This window comes from Bradyrhizobium sp. SZCCHNGR1005 (assembly GCF_032489995.1).
Classification (GTDB): Bacteria; Pseudomonadota; Alphaproteobacteria; order Rhizobiales; family Xanthobacteraceae; genus Bradyrhizobium.
In genome coordinates this window covers 478,183-498,054 of the sequence record NZ_JAUEZC010000004.1, presented here as the reverse complement: position 1 = coordinate 498,054, position 19,872 = coordinate 478,183, and the positions used below count along the sequence as shown (strand labels likewise).

17 protein-coding genes, 1 tRNA gene and 2 pseudogenes are annotated in these 19,872 nt (G+C 62.9%); 11 read left to right on the top strand and 9 right to left on the bottom strand.

Going from position 1 to position 19,872, the window contains the following annotated elements; genetic code table 11:
• Positions 1-31 precede the first annotated feature (31 nt).
• The 3 genes and pseudogenes from QXZ85_RS20050 to QXZ85_RS20040 all read right to left on the bottom strand — a co-directional run bounded on the left by QXZ85_RS20050 (position 32) and on the right by QXZ85_RS20040 (position 1,624).
• Positions 32-656, bottom strand: a pseudogene (locus QXZ85_RS20050) (SOS response-associated peptidase).
• 12 nt (positions 657-668) lie between these two features.
• The gene (locus QXZ85_RS20045; protein ID WP_316174698.1) at positions 669-1,175 is read right to left on the bottom strand and encodes a hypothetical protein; all 507 of its coding nucleotides are present in this window, start codon (positions 1,173-1,175) and stop codon (positions 669-671) included.
• A 50-nt stretch (positions 1,176-1,225) separates the two neighbouring features.
• A pseudogene (locus QXZ85_RS20040) lies at positions 1,226-1,624 on the bottom strand (hypothetical protein).
• Positions 1,625-1,848: 224 nt separating this feature from the next.
• Between QXZ85_RS20040 and QXZ85_RS20035 the strand changes: the two are divergent.
• Entirely contained in the window at positions 1,849-2,472 is a 624-nt protein-coding gene (locus QXZ85_RS20035; RefSeq protein ID WP_316174696.1) for an SAM-dependent methyltransferase, read from the top strand.
• Here the strand turns inward: QXZ85_RS20035 and QXZ85_RS20030 are convergent.
• Positions 2,454-2,759 (bottom strand): hypothetical protein, encoded by a 306-nt coding sequence (locus QXZ85_RS20030; RefSeq protein WP_316174694.1) that lies wholly within the window; start codon positions 2,757-2,759, stop codon positions 2,454-2,456. The two genes, QXZ85_RS20035 and QXZ85_RS20030, sit on opposite strands and share 19 nt — an antisense overlap.
• Before the next feature lie 194 nt (positions 2,760-2,953).
• Here QXZ85_RS20030 and QXZ85_RS20025 point away from each other — a divergent pair, with 194 nt between their 5' ends.
• Positions 2,954-3,226 carry a DNA -binding domain-containing protein gene (locus tag QXZ85_RS20025; protein WP_316174692.1) on the top strand — a complete coding sequence of 91 codons (273 nt, stop codon included), beginning with the start codon at positions 2,954-2,956 and terminating at the stop codon, positions 3,224-3,226.
• A gap of 93 nt (positions 3,227-3,319) precedes the next feature.
• On the opposite strand, the gene QXZ85_RS20020 is transcribed toward QXZ85_RS20025, so the two are convergent.
• From QXZ85_RS20020 to QXZ85_RS20010, 3 genes are all read right to left on the bottom strand, one after another.
• Entirely contained in the window at positions 3,320-3,802 is a 483-nt protein-coding gene (locus QXZ85_RS20020; protein ID WP_316174690.1) for a thermonuclease family protein, read from the bottom strand.
• A gap of 13 nt (positions 3,803-3,815) precedes the next feature.
• Positions 3,816-5,129 carry a tyrosine-type recombinase/integrase gene (locus QXZ85_RS20015; RefSeq protein ID WP_316174688.1) on the bottom strand — a complete coding sequence of 438 codons (1,314 nt, stop codon included), beginning with the start codon at positions 5,127-5,129 and terminating at the stop codon, positions 3,816-3,818.
• A gap of 228 nt (positions 5,130-5,357) precedes the next feature.
• Positions 5,358-5,432, bottom strand: a tRNA-Asn gene (locus QXZ85_RS20010).
• 402 nt (positions 5,433-5,834) lie between these two features.
• On the opposite strand from QXZ85_RS20010, the gene QXZ85_RS20005 reads away from it, so the two are divergent.
• The 4 genes from QXZ85_RS20005 (at position 5,835) to QXZ85_RS19990 (ending at position 12,526) form a co-directional block, all read left to right on the top strand.
• Positions 5,835-6,500 carry a protein-L-isoaspartate O-methyltransferase gene (locus QXZ85_RS20005; protein WP_315766189.1) on the top strand — a complete coding sequence of 222 codons (666 nt, stop codon included), beginning with the start codon at positions 5,835-5,837 and terminating at the stop codon, positions 6,498-6,500.
• A gap of 277 nt (positions 6,501-6,777) precedes the next feature.
• Entirely contained in the window at positions 6,778-8,163 is a 1,386-nt protein-coding gene (locus QXZ85_RS20000; protein WP_315703886.1) for a TolC family outer membrane protein, read from the top strand.
• Between the two features lie 428 nt (positions 8,164-8,591).
• Positions 8,592-9,350 (top strand): DUF2497 domain-containing protein, encoded by a 759-nt coding sequence (locus tag QXZ85_RS19995; RefSeq protein WP_315703887.1) that lies wholly within the window; start codon positions 8,592-8,594, stop codon positions 9,348-9,350.
• A 308-nt stretch (positions 9,351-9,658) separates the two neighbouring features.
• Positions 9,659-12,526: a valine--tRNA ligase gene (locus QXZ85_RS19990; protein WP_315704283.1), complete on the top strand. Its 2,868-nt coding sequence runs from the start codon at positions 9,659-9,661 to the stop codon at positions 12,524-12,526.
• Between the two features lie 28 nt (positions 12,527-12,554).
• Here QXZ85_RS19990 and QXZ85_RS19985 read toward each other — a convergent pair whose 3' ends face one another.
• Positions 12,555-13,241, bottom strand: a complete 687-nt coding sequence (locus tag QXZ85_RS19985; RefSeq protein WP_315767865.1) for a DNA-3-methyladenine glycosylase — start codon at positions 13,239-13,241, stop codon at positions 12,555-12,557.
• 132 nt (positions 13,242-13,373) lie between these two features.
• Between QXZ85_RS19985 and lipA the strand changes: the two genes are divergently transcribed.
• From lipA to QXZ85_RS19970, 3 genes are all read left to right on the top strand, one after another.
• Positions 13,374-14,333, top strand: coding sequence for a lipoyl synthase (gene lipA / locus QXZ85_RS19980; protein ID WP_315703889.1), 960 nt, complete (start codon positions 13,374-13,376; stop codon positions 14,331-14,333).
• Between the two features lies 1 nt (position 14,334).
• The gene (locus QXZ85_RS19975; protein ID WP_315703890.1) at positions 14,335-14,808 is read left to right on the top strand and encodes a type II toxin-antitoxin system RatA family toxin; all 474 of its coding nucleotides are present in this window, start codon (positions 14,335-14,337) and stop codon (positions 14,806-14,808) included.
• 1,326 nt (positions 14,809-16,134) lie between these two features.
• A complete protein-coding gene (locus QXZ85_RS19970; protein ID WP_315730997.1) occupies positions 16,135-16,365 on the top strand; it encodes a DUF1127 domain-containing protein in 231 nt (76 codons plus the stop codon).
• Between the two features lie 30 nt (positions 16,366-16,395).
• Here the strand turns inward: QXZ85_RS19970 and QXZ85_RS19965 are convergent, their stop codons facing one another.
• Entirely contained in the window at positions 16,396-17,367 is a 972-nt protein-coding gene (locus QXZ85_RS19965; protein ID WP_315767864.1) for an alpha/beta hydrolase family protein, read from the bottom strand.
• Positions 17,368-17,727: 360 nt separating this feature from the next.
• On the opposite strand from QXZ85_RS19965, the gene QXZ85_RS19960 reads away from it, so the two are divergent.
• Together QXZ85_RS19960 and QXZ85_RS19955 are read left to right on the top strand one after the other, a co-directional pair.
• Positions 17,728-18,948 carry a hypothetical protein gene (locus QXZ85_RS19960; protein WP_315767863.1) on the top strand — a complete coding sequence of 407 codons (1,221 nt, stop codon included), beginning with the start codon at positions 17,728-17,730 and terminating at the stop codon, positions 18,946-18,948.
• A 14-nt stretch (positions 18,949-18,962) separates the two neighbouring features.
• Positions 18,963-19,793 carry a glycoside hydrolase family 16 protein gene (locus tag QXZ85_RS19955; protein WP_315767862.1) on the top strand — a complete coding sequence of 277 codons (831 nt, stop codon included), beginning with the start codon at positions 18,963-18,965 and terminating at the stop codon, positions 19,791-19,793.
• Positions 19,794-19,872 lie beyond the last annotated feature (79 nt).

Here is a 19,872-nt window from a genome sequence, read left to right as displayed (position 1 = left end):
TGTCTGCCGAGCCGTCCTGCTGCTACGTCGATCACGGAACATCTTCCTTCGCGTCACCCCGCACCACGATCATGAGAGCGTCATCCGGCAGTGGCCGTTGCAGCGCCTTGGCCTCATCCCATGGCGCGCGCAGCCAGACCTCGCGCTCCTCGGCCGTGGTCAGGATGACAGGCATGGCCTTGGGATGGATCGGCGCGACCACGGCATTGGGCTCGGTCGTCAGGAATCCGTAGACCAGATGCGGGCCAGGGACAGGCTTGGACTTGGTGCCCCGGTCGCCCTTGAACTCGGTCGTCGGAGAGGGCGAACCAAACCACGTCCTTTTTCTTCGTCTCCGGGTTTGGCTCCGGCGCATATTCAGCGAAGCTGTTGAACGGTACCAGACAGCGGCTCTGCGGCTTCAGCCAGCCGCGCCAGTGGGGCGAGGCCGTGTTGCGGATGTTGGTGACTGGTGGCCCGCCAGTGCGCGGAGGAGGCGGCATGCCCCATCGCATCAGGACCATCTCGCGGTCGTCGTCGTTGCCGCGAATGACTGGCGCCGGGTAGTCCGGGAAGACGCCGGGCATCGGAGGCAGGTTGCCTTCGTATCGGCGCATGATCCGGAACAGCGCGGCGATCGCGGCCTGATTGGTGGTGATGCTGTAGAGGTTGCACATAGCCGAAGAGGCCTAAAATTCCCGCTCCACCTTGCTGCACTTACCGATCTCTGAAAATTCAGTCATGACCAACCGCGCGCCGCCGAATGGCGGCTTGCCATCGAGGGTGGTTGGACTTCTGAGGAAATCCACTTCGAACGCACCAGTTATCCTGTTTATGCGGAAGGACATTGCTTCCGCGTTATCGGGGAAATTGGACAAACGCGTATTCACGTCGGCTATGATCGTCGTCTCGTTGAAGACTACTACTTGCAGATCATGGGCGTTTTTTCCGACCCATTGAATACGAGGTGACCCGAGATACTTCGGGGCTTCAATATGAAGTGCGTAGTCGGAACCTCGTTGCGGGCTGTTTACGGAGCACCGCAAATCGAAGACGTCGGTTAGAAAAGCGCCCGAAGCCTCGGTCGTCAGCGACGCGAGCGTCCCAATGACGGTGCCAATCACAAGAATTATAGGCCTTAACCTCAGCGTCTCATCACTGAAGGCCAGCCGAAGGGTAGTTTGCAGAGCTCGCATGTCCAGTGGCCCCCACGTGGCTGGCGTAAATTACCCTACCGCTCGCCGGGCTACCATGCGGATGACGGATTGTTCGCCGAAATCTTGGTCGACCGGAGGGTGACCAGCGCGCTCCGCTTATAGGGATATCCGCGCAGTGCCGAGCAATCCTTGCAGCGCATGTAGCGCTCCAGCTCATGTATCGGCGTGATCTTCGGCCGCCGGACGATGTCGAGCGCGACGGTCTAGTTGGTATCGCAGCCAAGGCAACGGACCTCAAGATAGCCGAAACCGGCGTTCAAGGCATCGCCGAGCGTCGGCGACGGCTGCGCCGGGCCGCCAGCTTCCAGCATCAGCTTGTTCCAGGCGATGCAGGCGAGGCGATCGGCTTCCTTGCGGGCGCGAGCAGCTTGCTCTGCTGCAATGCGGATGGACGACCCGTAAAGCCGCTCGCGTGATTTGGTGCTCATACCGCATGGTCCCGCTGATCGCCGCTTGAGGAAAGCCGCTAGGTGTTGCGGTGGAAAGCCGCCCAAGACACAATTGCGGTAACCGCGCCTTGATCTCCCGCTGAACTGTCGGGGCTACAGCGCCCAGTGGCATGGGGAACCATCGAACGCATTGCTATTGACGCAGTGACTCAGCCAATATCGTTATGTATTGACCTGAGATTCGTCAGTCCTTGGAAATTCGAATGCAGAACACTTCGCATGCGGTGATGGCTCAACGCAGCGAAGCTGCTGACAGCCCAGACGATTTTCCGACTCCGCCATGGGCAACACGAGCCCTCTGCGAGTATCTGCTAGCCGACGTTGACGTTACCGCACAGACTTGCCTGGAGCCAGCCTGCGGGCGGGGGCACATGGTGCGGCCCCTGAGGGAGTACTTTGGTCAGGTTGATGCGGCAGACGCTTATCACTACGGCTTCGCACCGGTGCGCGACTTCCTGACCCATCCCTACGAAACAGGGTCTCACGACTGGGTCGTCACGAACCCGCCGTTCCGCTTGGCCGAGGAGTTTGTACTTAGAGGTCTGGCGGTCGCAAAGACCGGCGTGGCCATTCTCGCCCGTACCGTCTTCTTGGAGAGCTTGGGGCGTTACGAAGACATCTTCTCGCGAACGCCGCCAGCCATATTTGCGCAGTTCGTCGAGCGCGTTCCCATGGTCAAGGGAAGGCTGGACCGCAAAGCGTCAACAGCAACCGGGTATGCGTGGTTGATCTGGAACAAGCGGCATGTGGGACACCCACAGCTAAGGTGGGTGCCTCCCTGCAGAAAATCGCTTGAACGAGACGATGACTATTCGAACTTGTTGTAGCGATCGACTCCGGCCTGTAGCTCCTTCAGCGCCGCAACGTTGTCTCCCGCTTCTAACGCCTTTATCGCCTTCTCGACGAACGCAAGAAGCCTTCGCCCCTTGATTCCAGGAGGGCCTTTTGGCGGCAACTCAGAGGTGGGGGCTGCTTCGGTGGTGCCGTACTTGCCTTGCGAGGCCTCGACTATGCGAGCCTGATTCTCGCCGAACCAAGCTGCAACGTCGTGCTGATTATCACCCCTTGCCAACATGCCAATCGCGATCTTCGCGTCATTGACCGTCATTGCCATAACGGCGCTCTCCCAAAATCAAAAAAAATCGTCTAAGTGGTGCAGCCAATCGCGCTGCTCGCAGAGATTGACCTGTAATTGCGGTTGGTTCAAGTGCAAGCGCGCTTGTCGCTCTTAGCTCTTCCCGTGCGTCGCCTTGGTCTCAACGCGAATGACAAGGTATCGTGAGTTCAGTCATGCCTGCTGGAGTGCTGATGCCAAAGCCGCCGCTTGATCCAGATGTCGCAGACCTGGCACCCGCCGGTGATTTCCTGACCGAATACGACGAGGAGCATCTCGTCACGTATCTTCGGCTCCTCGATGCCGCCGACGCAGGGGCCGACTGGCGTGAGGTGGCGCGGATCGTGCTGCATCGCGACCCGGATGCGGAGCCAGATCGGACGCCGCGGGCCTATGACAGCCATCTTGAGCGGGCTCGGTGGCTCTCGGAACAGGGCTATAACGGGTTCTTGCGAGCGCCGGGCTGATCGGGGCTGCCTGATCGCTGCGGCGGCTCCGGATCGTCGGAGCAGGCCGCAGGTCGGTCGCCAGCGCGGATGCATTCCCGGTAGCGCCAAGGCTCAACGAAGCTGCCCGCCCACATGCCGCGCTCGGCCTTCTCGGCGGCGCGTTGAAGCTCCGCATACTGCCCCCTGCGAGTACTTCGGCCAATCGAGGGCAAGGCCCTTGGAGACGAGCCATTGGCCAAGGTCGGGGCCGGGAACGCCGAGCAGGCAGACCGCTACAGTGCGGCCGTATTGGTCTTGGCTTTTCGGGGAGCAGGTGACCGGGCGGGGGATCGCGTAGAACAGCGCGGCGAGCGACGCCGCTGTCTGTCGGCCGCATGGGTAAAGGTCGCTCTCGTCGTTGCGGCAGAGTTGGTCGCTCTCCGGCGCGTCGATGCCCCATAGCCTGATGCGCTCGCCGTGGATTTCGATGGTGCCGCCGTCGACAACGGTGGCGTGGCCCACGAGATCATCAGCGAACGCCGACGCAGTCGAGGGCAAGGATGCAAGGCATGTCACTCCCAACAATGCGAAGATTGATGGGTGCGGACGCTGCATCACGGGCTCTCGCTTATGCGGCCACGGCTCGCAAATCGGGTTTCGGAGGGGTCCGCAGCTGGTCGATCTTGTCGGCCCAAAACTGCATCATCTCGGTCCGCTCGCGCCAAGCGCCATCGGCCGAGCGCTTGTAAAGCGAGCGGGTCGAATCATCGTTGTGGTCGAGCTGCATCTCAACGAGGGTGCCTTGCTCCGGCCAAAGCCAATCCGGACGGCCATTCCGCTCAATGCGGGCCTCATTGATGAGGGTCGAGGCGCTGGAGCGGAAGCCGTGGGCAACGTGCCGATTGGTGTAGCCCATGGCCTTGAGCGCGACATTGAGCGTGTTCTCGCTCATGGTCCGGGCCGACTGGCGGCCAGGGAACAGGTACGGCGTGTTCCCGGTCAAATCATGCAGCTCCTGCAGCAGGCCAATGGTCTGCCTCGCGAGCGGGACTTCGTGCGGCTTGCCCGCGCGGGGATCGTCCGCCTCTGCCCTCTGCGTCCGTTGCTTCAGGATATTGAATGGCACCGACCATTTCCGGGCCGCGAAATCGATTTGGTCCCATCGGGCGCCGATCAATTCGCCCGGCCGGACGAAGGTCAGGGCGAGCAGCTTCAATGCAATGCCCGTGAGATTGCCTTCGCGGCCCTCGTATTGGTCGATCGCCCGGAGCAATTGGCCAAACTCGACCTCGGTCACCAGAGCAGGGCGCTTCTTCCGGCTCCGCTTGGTGCCTCGGAAGGCCTTGCCGTCATTGTTGATGCCAGCGAACGGGTTGGCCGGGATGTAATGGTGGCTCTGCGCATAAGCCATGATGTTCTTGGCGACGCCCTGGAGCCGGACGCGAGTCTCGTATTTACCCTCGTCCTGGACCTTGCGCAGCAGTTCGACCAGATCGGCCCCTTTGACCTCGGCGATCTGCTTCTTGCCAAAGGCTTTGTCGAGATAGCGGACCATGCGCTCGGCGCGGTCGGCCGTCTTGCTGGCGACGCCATCGCCCAAGGCCTGCTCTTTCAGCCAGAGCGCGGAGACCTCGCGAAAGGGCACCGCCTGCTTCTGCTCCTCTTTGCGATTGCGCTTTTCGGCGTTCGGATCGCCGCCGCGCTGGACGAGCGAGGCCGCTTTGCGGTGTTCTTCGCGGGCCTCCGCAAGGGTGACGGTGGGATAGGTTCCGATCGCGAACGTCTGTTCCCTGCCGCCGATTCGGAACTTGTAACGCCAATAGCGGGCTCCGGTCGGCATGATCTGCAGGTAAAGCCCGCCGCCGTCCGACACCTTGTACGGCGCGGCCTTGGGCTTGAACGACTTGATCTTGGCGTCGGTAAGCTTATGGATCGCCTTCATTTGGGAGTATCTCCGGGCTCCGTTTGGGAACGAATGGATGATACCCCCAACTTTGCACCCCCCAAAAGGCCGGTACCCCCAACCGATACCCCCATGTCCGGGCGATGTTTGGGAAGTCTCAGGACGGGGGCGGAAGGGATTTATGCCAAAAACAATAGCAAAAGCAGGATGTTGGGCCTGCATTTTGGATCGATCTGGAATGTTTGGGAAGTGGCGGTAAGAGCCAAATGGCTCCCCGGGCTGGATTCGAACCAGCGACCATTCGATTAACAGTCGAATGCTCTACCGCTGAGCTACCGAGGAACAGGCGACCTAAGGGCCGCGAGCGGGGGAGCGTATAACAAAGCCGCATCGCCTTGCATAGGAGGAAATCACGCGATCGCACAGAACTCCGAAAAGAACGAAAAGTTTCGTTCTGACAATTACTTACTGCGGAACCAGGAGCTCGCGGGCGATCGCGTCCCCACAATCCGGTCGCAGGAAGTTTGCAAGTCGGTCGGTCTGATTGCCCGATTTTGCACGCGACTCGCGGACAATGGATTGGCGTCTTGAACCAATGCGCGACGTCGCCTCCGGATGCCTGCCGCAGAGAGCGGCCAGCTCTGCCGAAGGCTGGACGATCATCATGTTGCGTTTTCAAAAGCCTTGTACCAAAAGGTCACGCAGTTCCTTCGCGGCTTGTCCGCTTGCTTGCAGGTCTGCCCCATGTCCGCCTTTGCGATTGCACGCCAGAAAATGGTCGATAGCCAAGTGCGCACCAACGATGTCACCGATCATCGCGTGCTGGATGCAATGCTGACGGTACCGCGTGAGGCCTTCGTTCCTGAGGATCGTCGCGCGCTGGCCTACCTCGATCTCGATCTCGATGTCTCTGAAGCCGGCTCGGCCAAGCGCTTCCTGATCAAGCCGATGCTCACCGGCAAGCTGTTGCAAGCCGCGGAAATCCTCCCTACCGATCATGTTCTGGTCGTCGGCTGCGCGACCGGGTATCTGGCGGCTTTGACGGCACCGCTCGCCGAGAGAATCGTCGCCACCGAGTGCGATCCGGCGCTTGAGGGCCGCGCCAGAGGGCTGGTCGGGAAATTCGGTTTCGACAATATCACGGTCAAGGTGGCAGGATGCGCCGAGGGTGATCCGGGCGATGACTGCTACGATGTGATTCTGTTGAACGGAGCCTCAGAGGTTCCCGTGGATGGCTTGTGCCGCCAGCTCAAGGAGGGTGGACGCCTGGTGGGGGTCTTCGCCAAGACCAAGCCCGCGCGGGCCATGATCATTACCCACTCACATCAAGATTTCGGCTCACGGGTCCTGTTTGATGCCTCGGCTCCGGTCCTGCCGGGACTTGAGCGGGTTCCCGAGTTCGTTTTCTAAGACTGTTTCACCCCGAAACCGCCCCGAAATGGCCTCTGGCCGGGGCGCCCCCATGGGGATTCTGCGGCGGTCGCAGGCCTGTGGGCGGGCGGAAATCTGTTTTAAATCAGAAGTGTGGCCCGGATGCTGCAGGCGTAGAGTTTCCACACGAGTCCGATCTTGGGTGGTTTCGTCGCGCTTGCGTGGGGAATAAGGTGCGGTGGTGCGCGGGAGTCTCTCTTGTGGCTTACGGCCCGGCTTTGGCGTTGAGCCGGTAACAACGATGATTGGAACAGGGATGTTTGGGGTGAAGGTCGTCACCGCAGCGGCGGCTGCGGTCCTCCTGATTGCTTGTGCTGGACCCACGCCTGTGCTGGCCGATACGATAGAGGCCGCGCTGGTCCGTGCTTATCAGAATAACCCGCAGCTGAATGCCCAGCGTGCCGCGGTCCGCTCTACCGACGAGAACGTGCCGCAGGCCCTGTCGGGTTACCGGCCCAAGGTTTCACTCACAGCCACTGGCGGCTACCAGTACCAGGACATTCAGATCAGCGCGGGCACTGACCCCTTCCATGGAAAGACGGTCCCGCGAAGCGTCGGCGTGACCGCGACCCAGACGCTCTACAACGGCAATCAGACGGCCAACAAGACGCGAGCCGCCGAGAGCCAGGTGTCTGGCGCGCGTGAAGGTTTGCGCGTTCTGGAGCAGCAAGTGCTGTTCCAGGCCGCGACCATTTACATGGACTATCTCCGTGACGCTGCCATCGTGGAAGTTCAGCGCAGCAACACGCGGGTTCTTGAGCAGACTCTGAAACAGACCCGCGACCGCTTCAATGTCGGCGAGGTGACGCGCACTGACGTGGCGCAATCGGAGGCACAGCTCGCCGCGGGCCGGACGCAGCAGCTGACCGCTGAGTCCAACCTGACGACGACCCGTTCCAACTTCCGCCGCATCATCGGCAGCGAACCCGAGAATCTCGCCCCCGGCTCGCCGGTCGACCGTTTCCTGCCGTCCACCCTTCAGCAGGCCATCGAGACCAGCCTGACGGAAAATCCGAGTGTCACGGCGGCGATGTTTGGCATCGACGTCAATTATCTCCAGGTCAAGATCAACGAGGGGGCGCTGCTGCCGACGGTGACGGTGACGGCTCAGGCACAGCAATCCAATGAGCAGAGCTTGCAGTCCTTCCGCTCGTTCGGTGCATCGGCGGTCGCCCAGCTTACGGTTCCGATCTACCAAGGCGGCGCGGAGTATGCATTGATCCGCCAGTCGAAGGAAAATTTGGCGCAGCAGCGTCTGAACCTTGATACGACGCGCGATCAGACTCGTGCCAACGTGGTAACGGCTTGGGGACAGCTGGTCGCCGGCAAGGCTCAGGTTTCCTCTGCGCAGGCGCAGGTGACCGCGTCCGAGGTCGCTCTCAACGGCGTGCGCGAAGAAGCGAAAGCGGGACAACGCACGACGCTCGACGTTCTGAACGCGCAGCAGGCACTCGTGAACGCGCGCAACGCCTTGGTGACGGCGCAGCACGATCGGGTCGTGGCGTCATACTCGGTGCTCAATGCCATCGGACGGCTGTCGCCCCAGGTCTTGAACCTGCCCACCACGGTTTATGATCCGAGCGTCCATTACCATCAGGTTCGTGACAGCTGGGCTGGTGTTCGCACGCCAGACGGGCGGTAAACCAATCGCAAGGGTAGACGATCAACGCCTCGGCCATTGGCCGAGGCGTTTTCGTGTGTAGCGAACGCGGCAGTGTTTGTTGAGGCGACAGGCCGATGCTGTTAGAAGTTGTGGCGCGCCTGCGCCGAACGGCTACTAACTTTGCCTGCTCCACCGGTTCGCGGCCAGCGTTGCTTGCAATCATTTGTTGCCATGACATAGCCTAAAAAAGGCCGCGGAACGATTCGGAGCGCCTCGGAGTATCATTCCAAGCGGAGCTCCGACGCGGACGGCATCGTTCTTTCAACTGCATCGAGCGGCGCATAATCTGGAGACAATCGGGGCATGTCCATCAGGAAATCCGAGCCTCTTGGATCCGGAGCCTGCGAATCTTGCGGTGCTTGGGGTAAGATGACGCGTGCGACGGCGTCGATGATTTGGAGTCGGAAATGACGCAGCCCGCGAAAGTGCAAGAACCCTCGATGGAGGAGATTCTGGCGTCGATCCGGCGCATCATCGCCGACGATGAAGCCAAGCCGTCGGCTGCCGAGAAGCCTGTGGCAGCTGCAGCCGCGCCGCCACCGAAAGCTGAGAAGCCGGCGCCTAAGCCGGCGATGAACGACATCCCACCTTCAAAAATTCCTGCCGCCGTTGCTGCAACCGCAAAAGCGGCTCCTCCGCCGGCAGCGCCGCCACCAGCCGCGGCTCCGGCCAGCAATAGCCAGGACGACATCGACGCATTGCTGGCGGGATTGGATGAGACGACGGCCGAAGAGGTTCGGCCCGCAGACCCCGAACCAGAACCAGAACCTGATGTACTTGAGTTGACGGACGATATGGCAGTGGCACCTCCACCCCCCGCTCCGAGCCCCGCGCCGGCTTCATTCCGCAGGGTCGAACCGCAGAACGACATCGAGTTCATTGAACGCGCCGCGGCGAACCAGACTGTGAAGGCGCCCACGTTCGAATCGTCCTTCGATCAGACGCCTCCCAAGCAGCCGATCCTGTCGCCAACCACGGTCAATGCCGTGGAGTCGGCTTTCAACGCCCTGGCCAATACGGTGCTCAGCAACAATGCGCGCACCTTGGAGGATCTCGTCAAAGAGATGCTGCGGCCGATGTTGAAGAGCTGGCTCGACGACAATCTGCCGGCCCTGGTCGAGCGCATCGTCAAGGCGGAGATCGAGCGGGTGTCGCGCGGCCGCTGAGCGCCGGCTCCAAGCGCGTCTTCCGCTTTGCCGTCTTGCCCGCGCGCCGTCTTGGCGCGCAGACGCCCCCTCCGGGCTGCTGTTGACTTGATGCGCTGCGGGGGGTTTCTACCCATCTTCAAACTGGTGCCGCCGAGGAGGTGCCGCCGCCCGCTCGCTTGCGGTTGCCTCGGACGGTGCATCGGCTCGAAAAGAGCTTGAGAGTCATGAGCTTGCGGTGAGTTTCTCAGTTCCGATCGGAACTCTGAGGGCAGAGCTGCGAGGGTCCACGAATTTTGGAAAGCTGGCGCGTGCCGGCTGCGAACGCCATGATCGAGAAAAATTACCAGCCCGCCGACATCGAAAGCCGCATGTCGCTCGTTTGGGAGGATGCCCGTGCGTTCAGCGCCGGGCGCCCCGACCGGCGCGATGCGGAGCCGTTCACGATCGTGATCCCTCCGCCGAATGTGACGGGCTCGCTGCATATGGGCCACGCGCTCAACAACACGCTGCAGGACATCCTCTGCCGTTTCGAACGCATGCGCGGCCGCGACGTGCTCTGGCAGCCGGGCACCGACCATGCGGGCATCGCGACCCAGATGGTGGTCGAGCGCCAGCTGATGGAACGGCAGCAACCGAGCCGCCGCGAGATGGGCCGCGAAAAGTTCCTGGCGCGCGTCTGGGAATGGAAGGACGAAAGCGGCGGCACCATCATCAACCAGCTCAAGCGGCTCGGCGCGTCCTGCGACTGGAGCCGCGAGCGCTTCACCATGGACGAGGGGCTGTCCAAAGCCGTCGTGAAGGTGTTCGTCGAACTGCACCGCGCCGGCCTGATCTACAAGGACAAGCGGCTGGTTAATTGGGACCCGAAACTGCTCACCGCAATCTCCGATCTCGAGGTCCAGCAGGTCGAGCTCAAGGGCAATCTCTGGTATCTGCGCTATCCGCTGGAGGGCAGGACCTTCAGCCCCGATGATCCCACGAGTTTCATCGTCGTCGCCACCACACGGCCCGAGACCATGCTCGGCGACACCGCAGTCGCGGTGCACCCCGACGACGAGCGCTATCAGCATCTGATCGGCAAGCGCGTGATCCTGCCGCTGGTCGGGCGCGAGATTCCGATCGTCGCCGACACGTATTCCGATCCGGAGAAGGGCACCGGCGCCGTCAAGATCACGCCGGCGCATGATTTCAACGACTTCGAGGTCGGCCGCCGCCATGGCTTGGCGCAGATCAGCGTGCTCGACAAGGAAGCGTGTCTCAACCTCGTCGGCAACGAGGATTACATGCGCGACCTGCCCGAGGGCTCCGAGGAATTCGCGCGGGAGTTCCACGGCATCGAGCGGTTCGCGGCGCGCAAGAAGATCGTCGAACGTTTGGAGACGTTCGGCTTCCTCGAACGGATCGAGCCGAACACCCACATGGTGCCGCACGGCGACCGCTCCGGCGTCGTGATCGAGCCGTATCTCACCGACCAATGGTATGTCGACGCCAAGACCTTGGCCCAGCCCGCGATCGCGGCGGTCAGGTCGGGGACGACGACATTCGTCCCGAAGAATTGGGAGAAGACCTATTTCGACTGGATGGAGAACATCCAGCCGTGGTGCATCTCGCGCCAGCTCTGGTGGGGTCACCAGATCCCGGCCTGGTACGGTCCCGACGGCAAGGTGTTCGTCGCCGAGACCGAGGAGGAGGCGGTTGGCCACGCCATCGGCTACTATGTCGAGCAGGAGGTCATTACGCCGGAGCAGGGGCGGGAGATGGCGCTCGACCGCAACAAGCGCGCCGGGTTCATTACCCGCGACGAGGACGTGCTCGACACTTGGTTTTCTTCGGCGCTGTGGCCGTTCTCGACGCTCGGCTGGCCCGACGATGCGCCCGAGGTGAAGCGCTACTATCCGACCAACGTGCTGGTCACCGGCTTCGACATCATCTTCTTCTGGGTCGCCCGCATGATGATGATGGGCCTGCACTTCATGGGCGAGGTGCCGTTCTCGACCGTCTACATCCACGCGCTCGTCCGCGACGAGAAGGGCGCCAAGATGTCGAAGTCGAAGGGCAACGTCATCGACCCGCTCGCCCTGATCGACGAATACGGTGCGGACGCGCTGCGCTTCACCTTGGCGGCGATGGCCGCCCAGGGGCGCGACATCAAGCTGTCGTCGCAGCGCGTCGAGGGCTATCGCAACTTTGCGACCAAGCTCTGGAACGCCTGCCGCTTCGCCGAGATGAACGACTGCGCGATGCCGGATGGCTTCGACGCGGCAAAGGCGAAGGAGACGCTCAATCGCTGGATCGCCCATGAGGCGGCGGCTGCGACACGCGAGGTTACCGAGGCGATCGAGGCCTATCGCTTCAACGATGCGGCGGGCGCCATCTACCGCTTCGTCTGGAACGTCTATTGCGACTGGTATCTCGAGCTCGCCAAGCCGGTATTGACCGGGCCGGAGAGCCGGGCGAAGGCCGAAACCCAGGCGATGGTCGCCTGGGCGCGCGATGAGATCCTCAAGCTGTTGCATCCCTTCATGCCCTTCATCACGGAGGCGCTGTGGGAGACGACGGCGCGCCGCGACGGGCTGCTCGCACTGACGCCCTGGCCGCATCGCACCGACGTCCCGACGGTCGAGGAGATCGCGGCGCTGTCGGCGGCCAGCTTCGCCGATCCGCTGGTGCCGCCGCTCCTGATCTCGTTCGACGCCGCCAGCTTCAAGGACGAGGCCGCAGAGGCCGAAATCGGCTGGGTGGTCGATCTCGTCACCGCGATCCGCTCGGTGCGCGCCGAGATGAACATCCCGCCGGCGACCTTGATGCCGCTCGTTCTGGTCGGCACCTCGGCAGAGACAAAGGAGCGAGCACCGCGCTGGACCGATGTGATCAAGCGTCTCGCTCGGCTCTCGGACATCAGCTTCGCCGACGGGGCGCCGGAAGGCTCGGCGCAGCTCGTCGTACGCGGCGAGGTCGCCGCCCTGCCGCTGAAGGGTGTCGTCGATCTCGCCGCCGAGCGCGCGCGGCTCACCAAGGAGATCGCCAAGGCCGACGCCGACATCGAGCGGGTCGACAAGAAGCTCGGCAATCCGAACTTCGTCGCGAAGGCCGCCGAGGAGGTCGTCGAGGAAGAGCGGGAGAAGCGCGAGGCAGCGCTGGCGCGCAAGGCCAAGTTCCAGGAGGCACTGGCGCGGCTGGCGGGCGTTGGGTGACCGCTCGGCGTTGATAAGACGCGCTTTACTATTGGTCCCGGGTCTGCGCGGACTTCGTCCGCTTGCCCGGGACGACGGCTGAGGACGGGGCAGCCGGTGCCGCAAACGGCTTGCTGAGGAACCGCGAGCCCTTCAAGCCGTAGCGCCAGGGCAGTTCCACGGCTTTCGTAATACCGATGCGGACGCCCCGAATGACATCGACATCAGCCGTACGCGCGAACAGCTCGATCGGCGCAGCATCCAGCGGCAGGCCGTTGTGCGCGATCGTGATGCCCATCGCTTCCGTCAGCTTGCCAGGGCCGGAGCACAGCGCGTGGACATCCTCCAGCTTGCGCCGCCGGCGCATCTCCTCGATGCCCATTGTCGGTTCGATCGCGCGGATCAGGACCGCGCTCGCCGATCCCTCTTTCTCGCAGACGAAATTCACGCACCAATGGATGCCGTAGGAGCGGTAGACATAGGTGAAGCCGGGCGGCCCGAACATCACCGCGTTGCGCGGCGTCTGGCCGCGGAACGAATGCGCGGCGGGATCGGTGTGGTGATAGGCTTCTACCTCCACGATCATCCCGCCGACGCCGTCGACCAGGAATGTTGCCCCGATCAGCTCCGGCGCGACCTCGTGCACGCTGCGCGCAAAAAATGCACGGGTCAGCCGCTTCCCTGTCCGCGGGGCCGGCGTCCGTGAAATTGCGGGAGCGGGCGATTTTCGAGCCATTTTGAAGGGAATCAACCGGGATAAGGGCGCGGAAGACTGCCCATATCTGCCATGTCCTGCTAGGGTCGGCGAGCTGGTTGCGTCACGGCAAGCGGCGGATTAGCTAAGCCTTTTCGCAGTCTGGACCTGCCTATGGTCACCATCGTCGACACCCTCTCGAACACGCCGCTACGCCCCCGTCACCCCGAAAAGGTGAACCGGCCGGATTCCGCTTCGCCGGCAAAGCCGGCCTGGATTCGGGTCAAGGCCCCGACCAGCCGCGGCTATGCCGACACCCGCAACATCGTCCGCGAGAACAAGCTCGTGACCGTGTGCGAGGAGGCCGGCTGTCCCAACATCGGCGAATGCTGGGACAAGAAGCACGCCACCTTCATGATCATGGGCGACACCTGCACCCGGGCCTGCGCCTTCTGCAACGTCAAGACCGGGCTGCCGGACGCGCTGGATGCCAGCGAGCCGGAGCATGTCGCGGAGGCTACCTTCAAGCTCGGCCTGACCCATGTCGTCGTCACCTCGGTCGACCGCGACGATCTCACTGACGGCGGCGCGGCGCATATCGCCGCGACCATCCGGGCGATTCGCCAACAGTGCCCGACCACCACGATCGAGGTGCTGACGCCGGACTTCCTGCGCAAGGACGGCGCGCTCGAGCTCGTGGTCGCGGCCAAGCCCGACGTCTTCAACCACAATCTCGAGACGGTGCCGTCGCGCTATCTCTCGGTGCGGCCCGGCGCCCGCTACTTCCATTCGATCCGCCTGCTGCAGCGGGTCAAGGAGCTCGATCCCACCATCTTCACCAAGTCCGGCATCATGGTGGGCCTGGGCGAACAGCGCCACGAGGTGCTGCAGGTGATGGACGATCTGCGCTCGGCCGACGTCGATTTCCTCACCATCGGTCAGTATCTGCAGCCGACCCGCAAGCATCATGCTGTCATGAGCTACGTCACGCCGGAAGAATTCTCCGGCTACGAGACCGTCGCCTACACCAAGGGCTTCCTGATGGTGTCGGCGAGCCCGCTGACGCGCTCGTCGCATCATGCCGGCGAGGATTTCGCCAAGCTCAAGGCCGCGCGCGCCGCGGCCCAGCGCTGACATGCCGAGATTCTCCAACAAGCGGCGCGTTCCGCATACCGCCGACCAGATGTTCGACCTGGTCGCGGATGTCGAGCGCTATCCGGAATTCGTGCCGCTGTGCCAGGCGCTGGTCGTGCGCCAGCGCAGCGAGAAGCCTGACGGCCTCGAGGTCATCGTCGCCGACATGACGGTGTCGTTCAAGCTGGTCAAGGAGACCTTCACCAGCCGCGTCACGCTGGATCGGGCGGGCCGCAAGATCCTGGTCGAATATGTCAGCGGACCGTTCTCCTCGCTGGAGAACCGTTGGAGCTTCGAGCCGCGCGACGGCAATGCCTGCGAGGTCACTTTCTTCATCGCCTACGAGTTCAAGAGCCGCATGCTCGCGATGCTGATGGGCTCGATGTTCGACACGGCGTTTGCGCGGCTGTCCTCGGCGTTCGAGAAGCGGGCGGACGCGATCTACGGCAAGAAGCCCGCGGTGTCCTCGACCTAGGCGCTGCTCGTTGCAGGCCTCGTCCTTCCCATCGTCATTCCGGGGCGCCCGCAGGGCGAGCTCGGAATCCATACTCACGATCGTGGTTATGGATTCCGGGCTCATCGCTTCGCGATGCCCCGGAATGACGAGCTGGGAGAGTCGTCGGGTTACTACTATCCACGTCTCAAACAGCAGATGCGGGTCCGCATTCCCGCGGCGCTGACGCGCCCGAGTCTGGCGAGGCTCACACCCTCAAACAGGAAGAGGGCGCAGGGAATGCCGGGTGAAGGCCTCACCCATGGCCCGCCTGCAACAAGAAAAGCAGGCGGCAGTCACCACAGGTGCAGCCGATCAACCGGCATTCCCTGCGCGATGGGTTACGGCTTATACGTGATCTCCCTGGGGACCGGCTTGATTGCCCCCACTGCGTGATGCGAAGCATCATCGCGTCGCGACAACGCGTTTCACGCGCTGCGCTGGACGCCAGCACCGGGGCGTCAGGACCACACGATTTCGCCGTCCGCATCATCAGCCGTTCGTCTCACGGCGCGACGCGGCCATCGCTTCCCCGCCTCACGTATCGTGACGATCGGCCGAAACGTCCCTCTTGCCGAGGCGGGATGAATGAAATCAAACACGAATTCTGAAAAAACGAAACAAGAATATTTTGCGAGGAGGCTCTTGAAACGGACCTTCTCGTTGATCTGTCTTGAGAAATCAGCTGTTCGGCGCAAGCCGTGCTGCGGCTGTTCGGCGTGACAGTCGGCGCGCTCGGCTTGCGCACGCCTAACCGATTTGCCCGACAGGCACGGCACAGTCGATCAGCAGGGCGCGCTATTGTAGCTCAGTCACCTCACGCGCGGGCCCGGCGGGGGCGGCTCACGCCGCGTCCGGTCGTTGCCTCATTCCAATTACAAACGCAACGCGATCCGCAGCGATCGAAACAATGACGTAGTTCGGCGCAACGAAGCGCGCGCAACAGATCGGCGGTCGGTGCGATACTCGCTGAATGAGGATGACAATCGGGGATCGGCGCGCTATAGCGTCGGCCATGATCACCGTCGCCATCAGCCATTCCCGACGTTTTACACACGACAGCTCGCTGGCGGCGGGAGGATCGCGCTCAATCTGAGATATTGCAGCAAGACATCCGAACAGCCGCCTGATCTGGCGGCTTTTTTTATGGCCGGCAGGTCAAAGTCCCACGGGAGGCCTGCCATGCCGAGCACGACAGACGATCTTCGCGTCAGGAACATCAAGGAGCGGCCTCCGCTCCCCGACCTGATGCGAGCTCAGAGACTTGCCAGCCAACCTCGTGACCTGCCGAGGTTACCGAGTCCCTCCGTGTCTGCGACGCCGGGCGCGAACGTCTATCCTTTTGGGAAGACGGTTTCCAATCCCGACCGCGCTCCTCGCCAGACCAAGTCGGTCGTGCGGGTCTGGTGGGAGCGATGGCTGGAACGGCGCCGGTTCGCTCGCCAACTGCCATGGATGGCCGACGAGGTGCTCAAGGACTACGGCCTGACAAGGGAGCAAGCGCGCTGGCTGTGCCGCCGCCCGTTCTGGCGGGCATGAGAGGCGTCACGAACGCAGCTTCGACGGGGCCTATCTGCCCATCAGATGCTCGGAGAAGAACCTGACCACCTCAGCATCGAACACGCGATGGAACGCCGCGCGGTCGAAGTCGGGCGGATTGTCCGTGCAGATGCGCGGCACGGCGGCTGCGAGCTCCGCAGAGCAGGGCGCGAGGAAGGCGTAGTGCGCGGCGGGCACGACATGAATGTCCGGCTGATTCCAAAGACTGCCCGCCACCCGCGCGGTGCCTTCGGGATCGGCGCCATGGCCGCCAAGCCGCGAGCGCCAGATCTGCAGCGGGATCTTGATGCTGGTGAGATTGCCGTCGGCGAAAGGACCAGTCGGCGCCGTGTCTGCGAGCACGGCCGCCTTGATCCGGCGATCGTGTGCGAAGGATTTTGGAACGTCACCGCTGTGGACCTGCTCGCAGAACGGTGATCGGTCGGTGCAATAATGCGCGACGCGGCTGAAGTCCGGATCCGCTCCGGCCAGCACCAACCCTGTATAGCCGCCCTTCGAGAAGCCGAAGAAGCCGATCCGGTCAGGATCGATCGCGGCCTTATCCTTCCAATCATTCAGCATGAAGTCGATCAAGCGCACGATGTCGGCTGGCCGCGACGCCCAGTTCGACAGGCTGTCGCGCTGCGCGTCGTCGCCAAAACTGTCGCCGGGATGGCTGATCGCCGCGACGATGAAGCCGGCATCGGCCAACGCTTCGTTGAGATCGTGATGCTGGCCGAACCAGCCGCCGCGGCCGTGCGAGAACACGATCAGCGGCAGCTTCTCGCCCTTGATCGGACAGTCCTTGACGCCTGGCAGGGTCTCGACGGCCGTAACCCCGAGCTTGCCGAGCGGCACCTCCTGTGGCGCAGCTGCACAGGGCGTCCAGATGGCGCCCTTCAGCTTTGACTCGGAGTCGAGAAACTGGATCCCCGCCGCGCGGGTGGGAGAGCTTGCAAAGCAGAAGGCCAGGACGAGAGCGCAAACGATCCGATGAAGCAAACCGGCCTCCTTCGAAAACGTCATCGAAGCGAGGAGTCGCGACGGAATGATGTCAGAACCGCGCCTTCTCGGGCGATCGATCAGCGAAGGTTATCCTGACGCGCGAGCAGCGTGAGCGCCGTGCCGGCGCCCCGTTCTGGCTGGGGTGAACGGGCACGCCCCCTGAAGGGAGGCCGCTGGCGTGGGGAACACGACGGCTTGCAGTCCGATCGAGAAGAGGGATTGGCCGCTCGGCAAGGAGATACATGCGTCACGGAGTTGCGCCTGCGGCAGCAATGGGCTGCCTTCGTATTCAGCCAGAGTTCATGGCGAATGCGCCATCTTCCAGGAGGCCCTTCCTAGCGCGCATGGATGCTGCAAATGGGACAGGTTGAACGCGGCCGACATTTCATCTGGAGCTCCGAACCGTGGGAGGAGCGTAACGATCCGTTCGGCATCGATCGCTGCGGAGCGTTGAAGAAATGGGCGACGTGGCGAACCCTCCTTGCAGCTTTTGCACTCTGGCTCGCCATGATTCCCCCCGTGATAGCGGCGCCGCCCCGCGATGTGCTCCGTGGCGTCGACTTCGTGCGTCCATTGCAGTTCAGTGTCGAGGATCAGGACGCCAAGCTGGCGGAGCTGCAGTCGCTGGGTGTTCATGTGATCCGTTTCGGCACTTATGCGCAGGATGAGGACAAGACCATCGACTTCATCAAACGCGCTTACGCCCATCGGATATCAACGCTCCTCATCCTCCACGGCCTCTATACGCCAGGCGCCCCGGAGCGGCCATTTCGGCCGAAGGAGTTTCCGGGCATGTGGCCGGGGCCGCCGCTGTCCGCGCTCGACCCGGAGCGCTCGGCCAAATACTTCGAGGCGCTCATGAGCAAGCTGGAGGCGAGTGGCGTGACACTGGCTGGCCTGGAGCTGGAGAACGAGATCAATATGGCGGGCAACGATCCGGATTTCCGGCTGCCCGGTGAAGGCCGCGTGCTTGGCCTCGCCGATCTGTCACACGATCCGGAGGGCCAGCAGGTCGCCAAGGGCTATCTGCAATACCTCAAGGTGCTCGACGTGCTGAAGCAGGTGCGGGATCGCTCACAGCTCAACAGGGGCACGCCGCTCTTGCCGACCAGCCTGGTCGACATCGAACAGGAAGGGCCGTGGCCGACACCGAAATCTTACGACGGCGTCAGCGTCGGGGCGATCATGGCTTTCTTCCGCGCTCATGGCCTCGACCGGCTGGTCGATGCCTACAACCTGCACACCTATCCCTGGGGCGACCACCCCGGCGACAAGGCCTCGGCCATCCACCGCATGCAGCGCCTGCGGGCGCTGGTCGATCCGATCTGCGTCCCCGGCGGCAAGCCGTGCTGGATCACCGAGTGGGGCTTCGCCTATGCGAGCAAGGTCTGCCCTGCAGCGGAGGAGAGCGATCATGCGCATCTCGTGCAGGAAATGATGGGCGACTTCGCCCAGCTTGCGAAAGAAGGTCGGCTTGCTGGCCTGATTTACTATTCCTGGACCGGAGATTCACAGTTCGACCTCGATCGCTGCGGCGGCAGCGGCGAGGCCGGCAAGCGCGCGCTCAGCCCGTTCTGAGCAGGGAGCTGGATATGAGCGTGGATTTGATTTGGCTGAGATTCGCCCTCCTTGCAGCCGTTGCCATCGGCTTGCCGCCGATATCGCACGCCGCAACCCTGCAGAAACTTGACTGGGGTTCGCCTGACCAACCCTGGGGCACGCGGCGGGCCGTCACGGCCGCCGACCGCGCCGCGATCGCTGCATATCGGCCGGGCCGCAAGGCTCCAATTTTCTCCACCAATTTCAGTGGTACGGCCGAGTTGCAGGCGGATTGGAACGTGGTGAGTGATGACAATCGGAGTCTCACCTCCTGCCGCCGGCCCGCGAGCGTGGAGCCTTCGACGGCTGGTTTGCGTTTGAAGACGCTCCTCGCCACGGATTGCCATAGCGCCCGGTGGTCCACCGGGTATATCGCCAGCAAAGCCAAATATGGTTATGGCTTCGTCGAGGCCCGGATCAAGATCGCCGATATCAAGGGTGTCAACAATGCGGTCTGGCTGACGACCGCCGACAATTTCGAGATCGATATTGCCGAGGCGCGCTACCCGAATTACGTCCATCTCGGCCTGCAATACTGGCCGCCGAACAAGACCGAACAGCATGCCGGCATGGGCTGGGGCGCGAGCTTCGCGGAGAACCTTGCTTATGGCTTCCACGATGTCGGCCTGCTGCGAACGCCAACCGACATGATCTATGAAGTCGATGGCGAGCCGATCGCGGCCGTGCTCACGCACGGCGCGGTGAGGGGACCGGCCGCGATCCTGATCTCGACGGCGCTCGCTGACTGGGCCGGCGGCAAGGTGCCCGACCACCCCGAGAATCACGGCATGGTCGTCCAATGGCTGCACGTGTTCGCGCCTTGATCCAATAGCGGGCGAGGACGGCGGCCATACGTACTCGCCTCCGAGATAGGGCGCAGGGCGGATCGGCGAAGCCTCATCG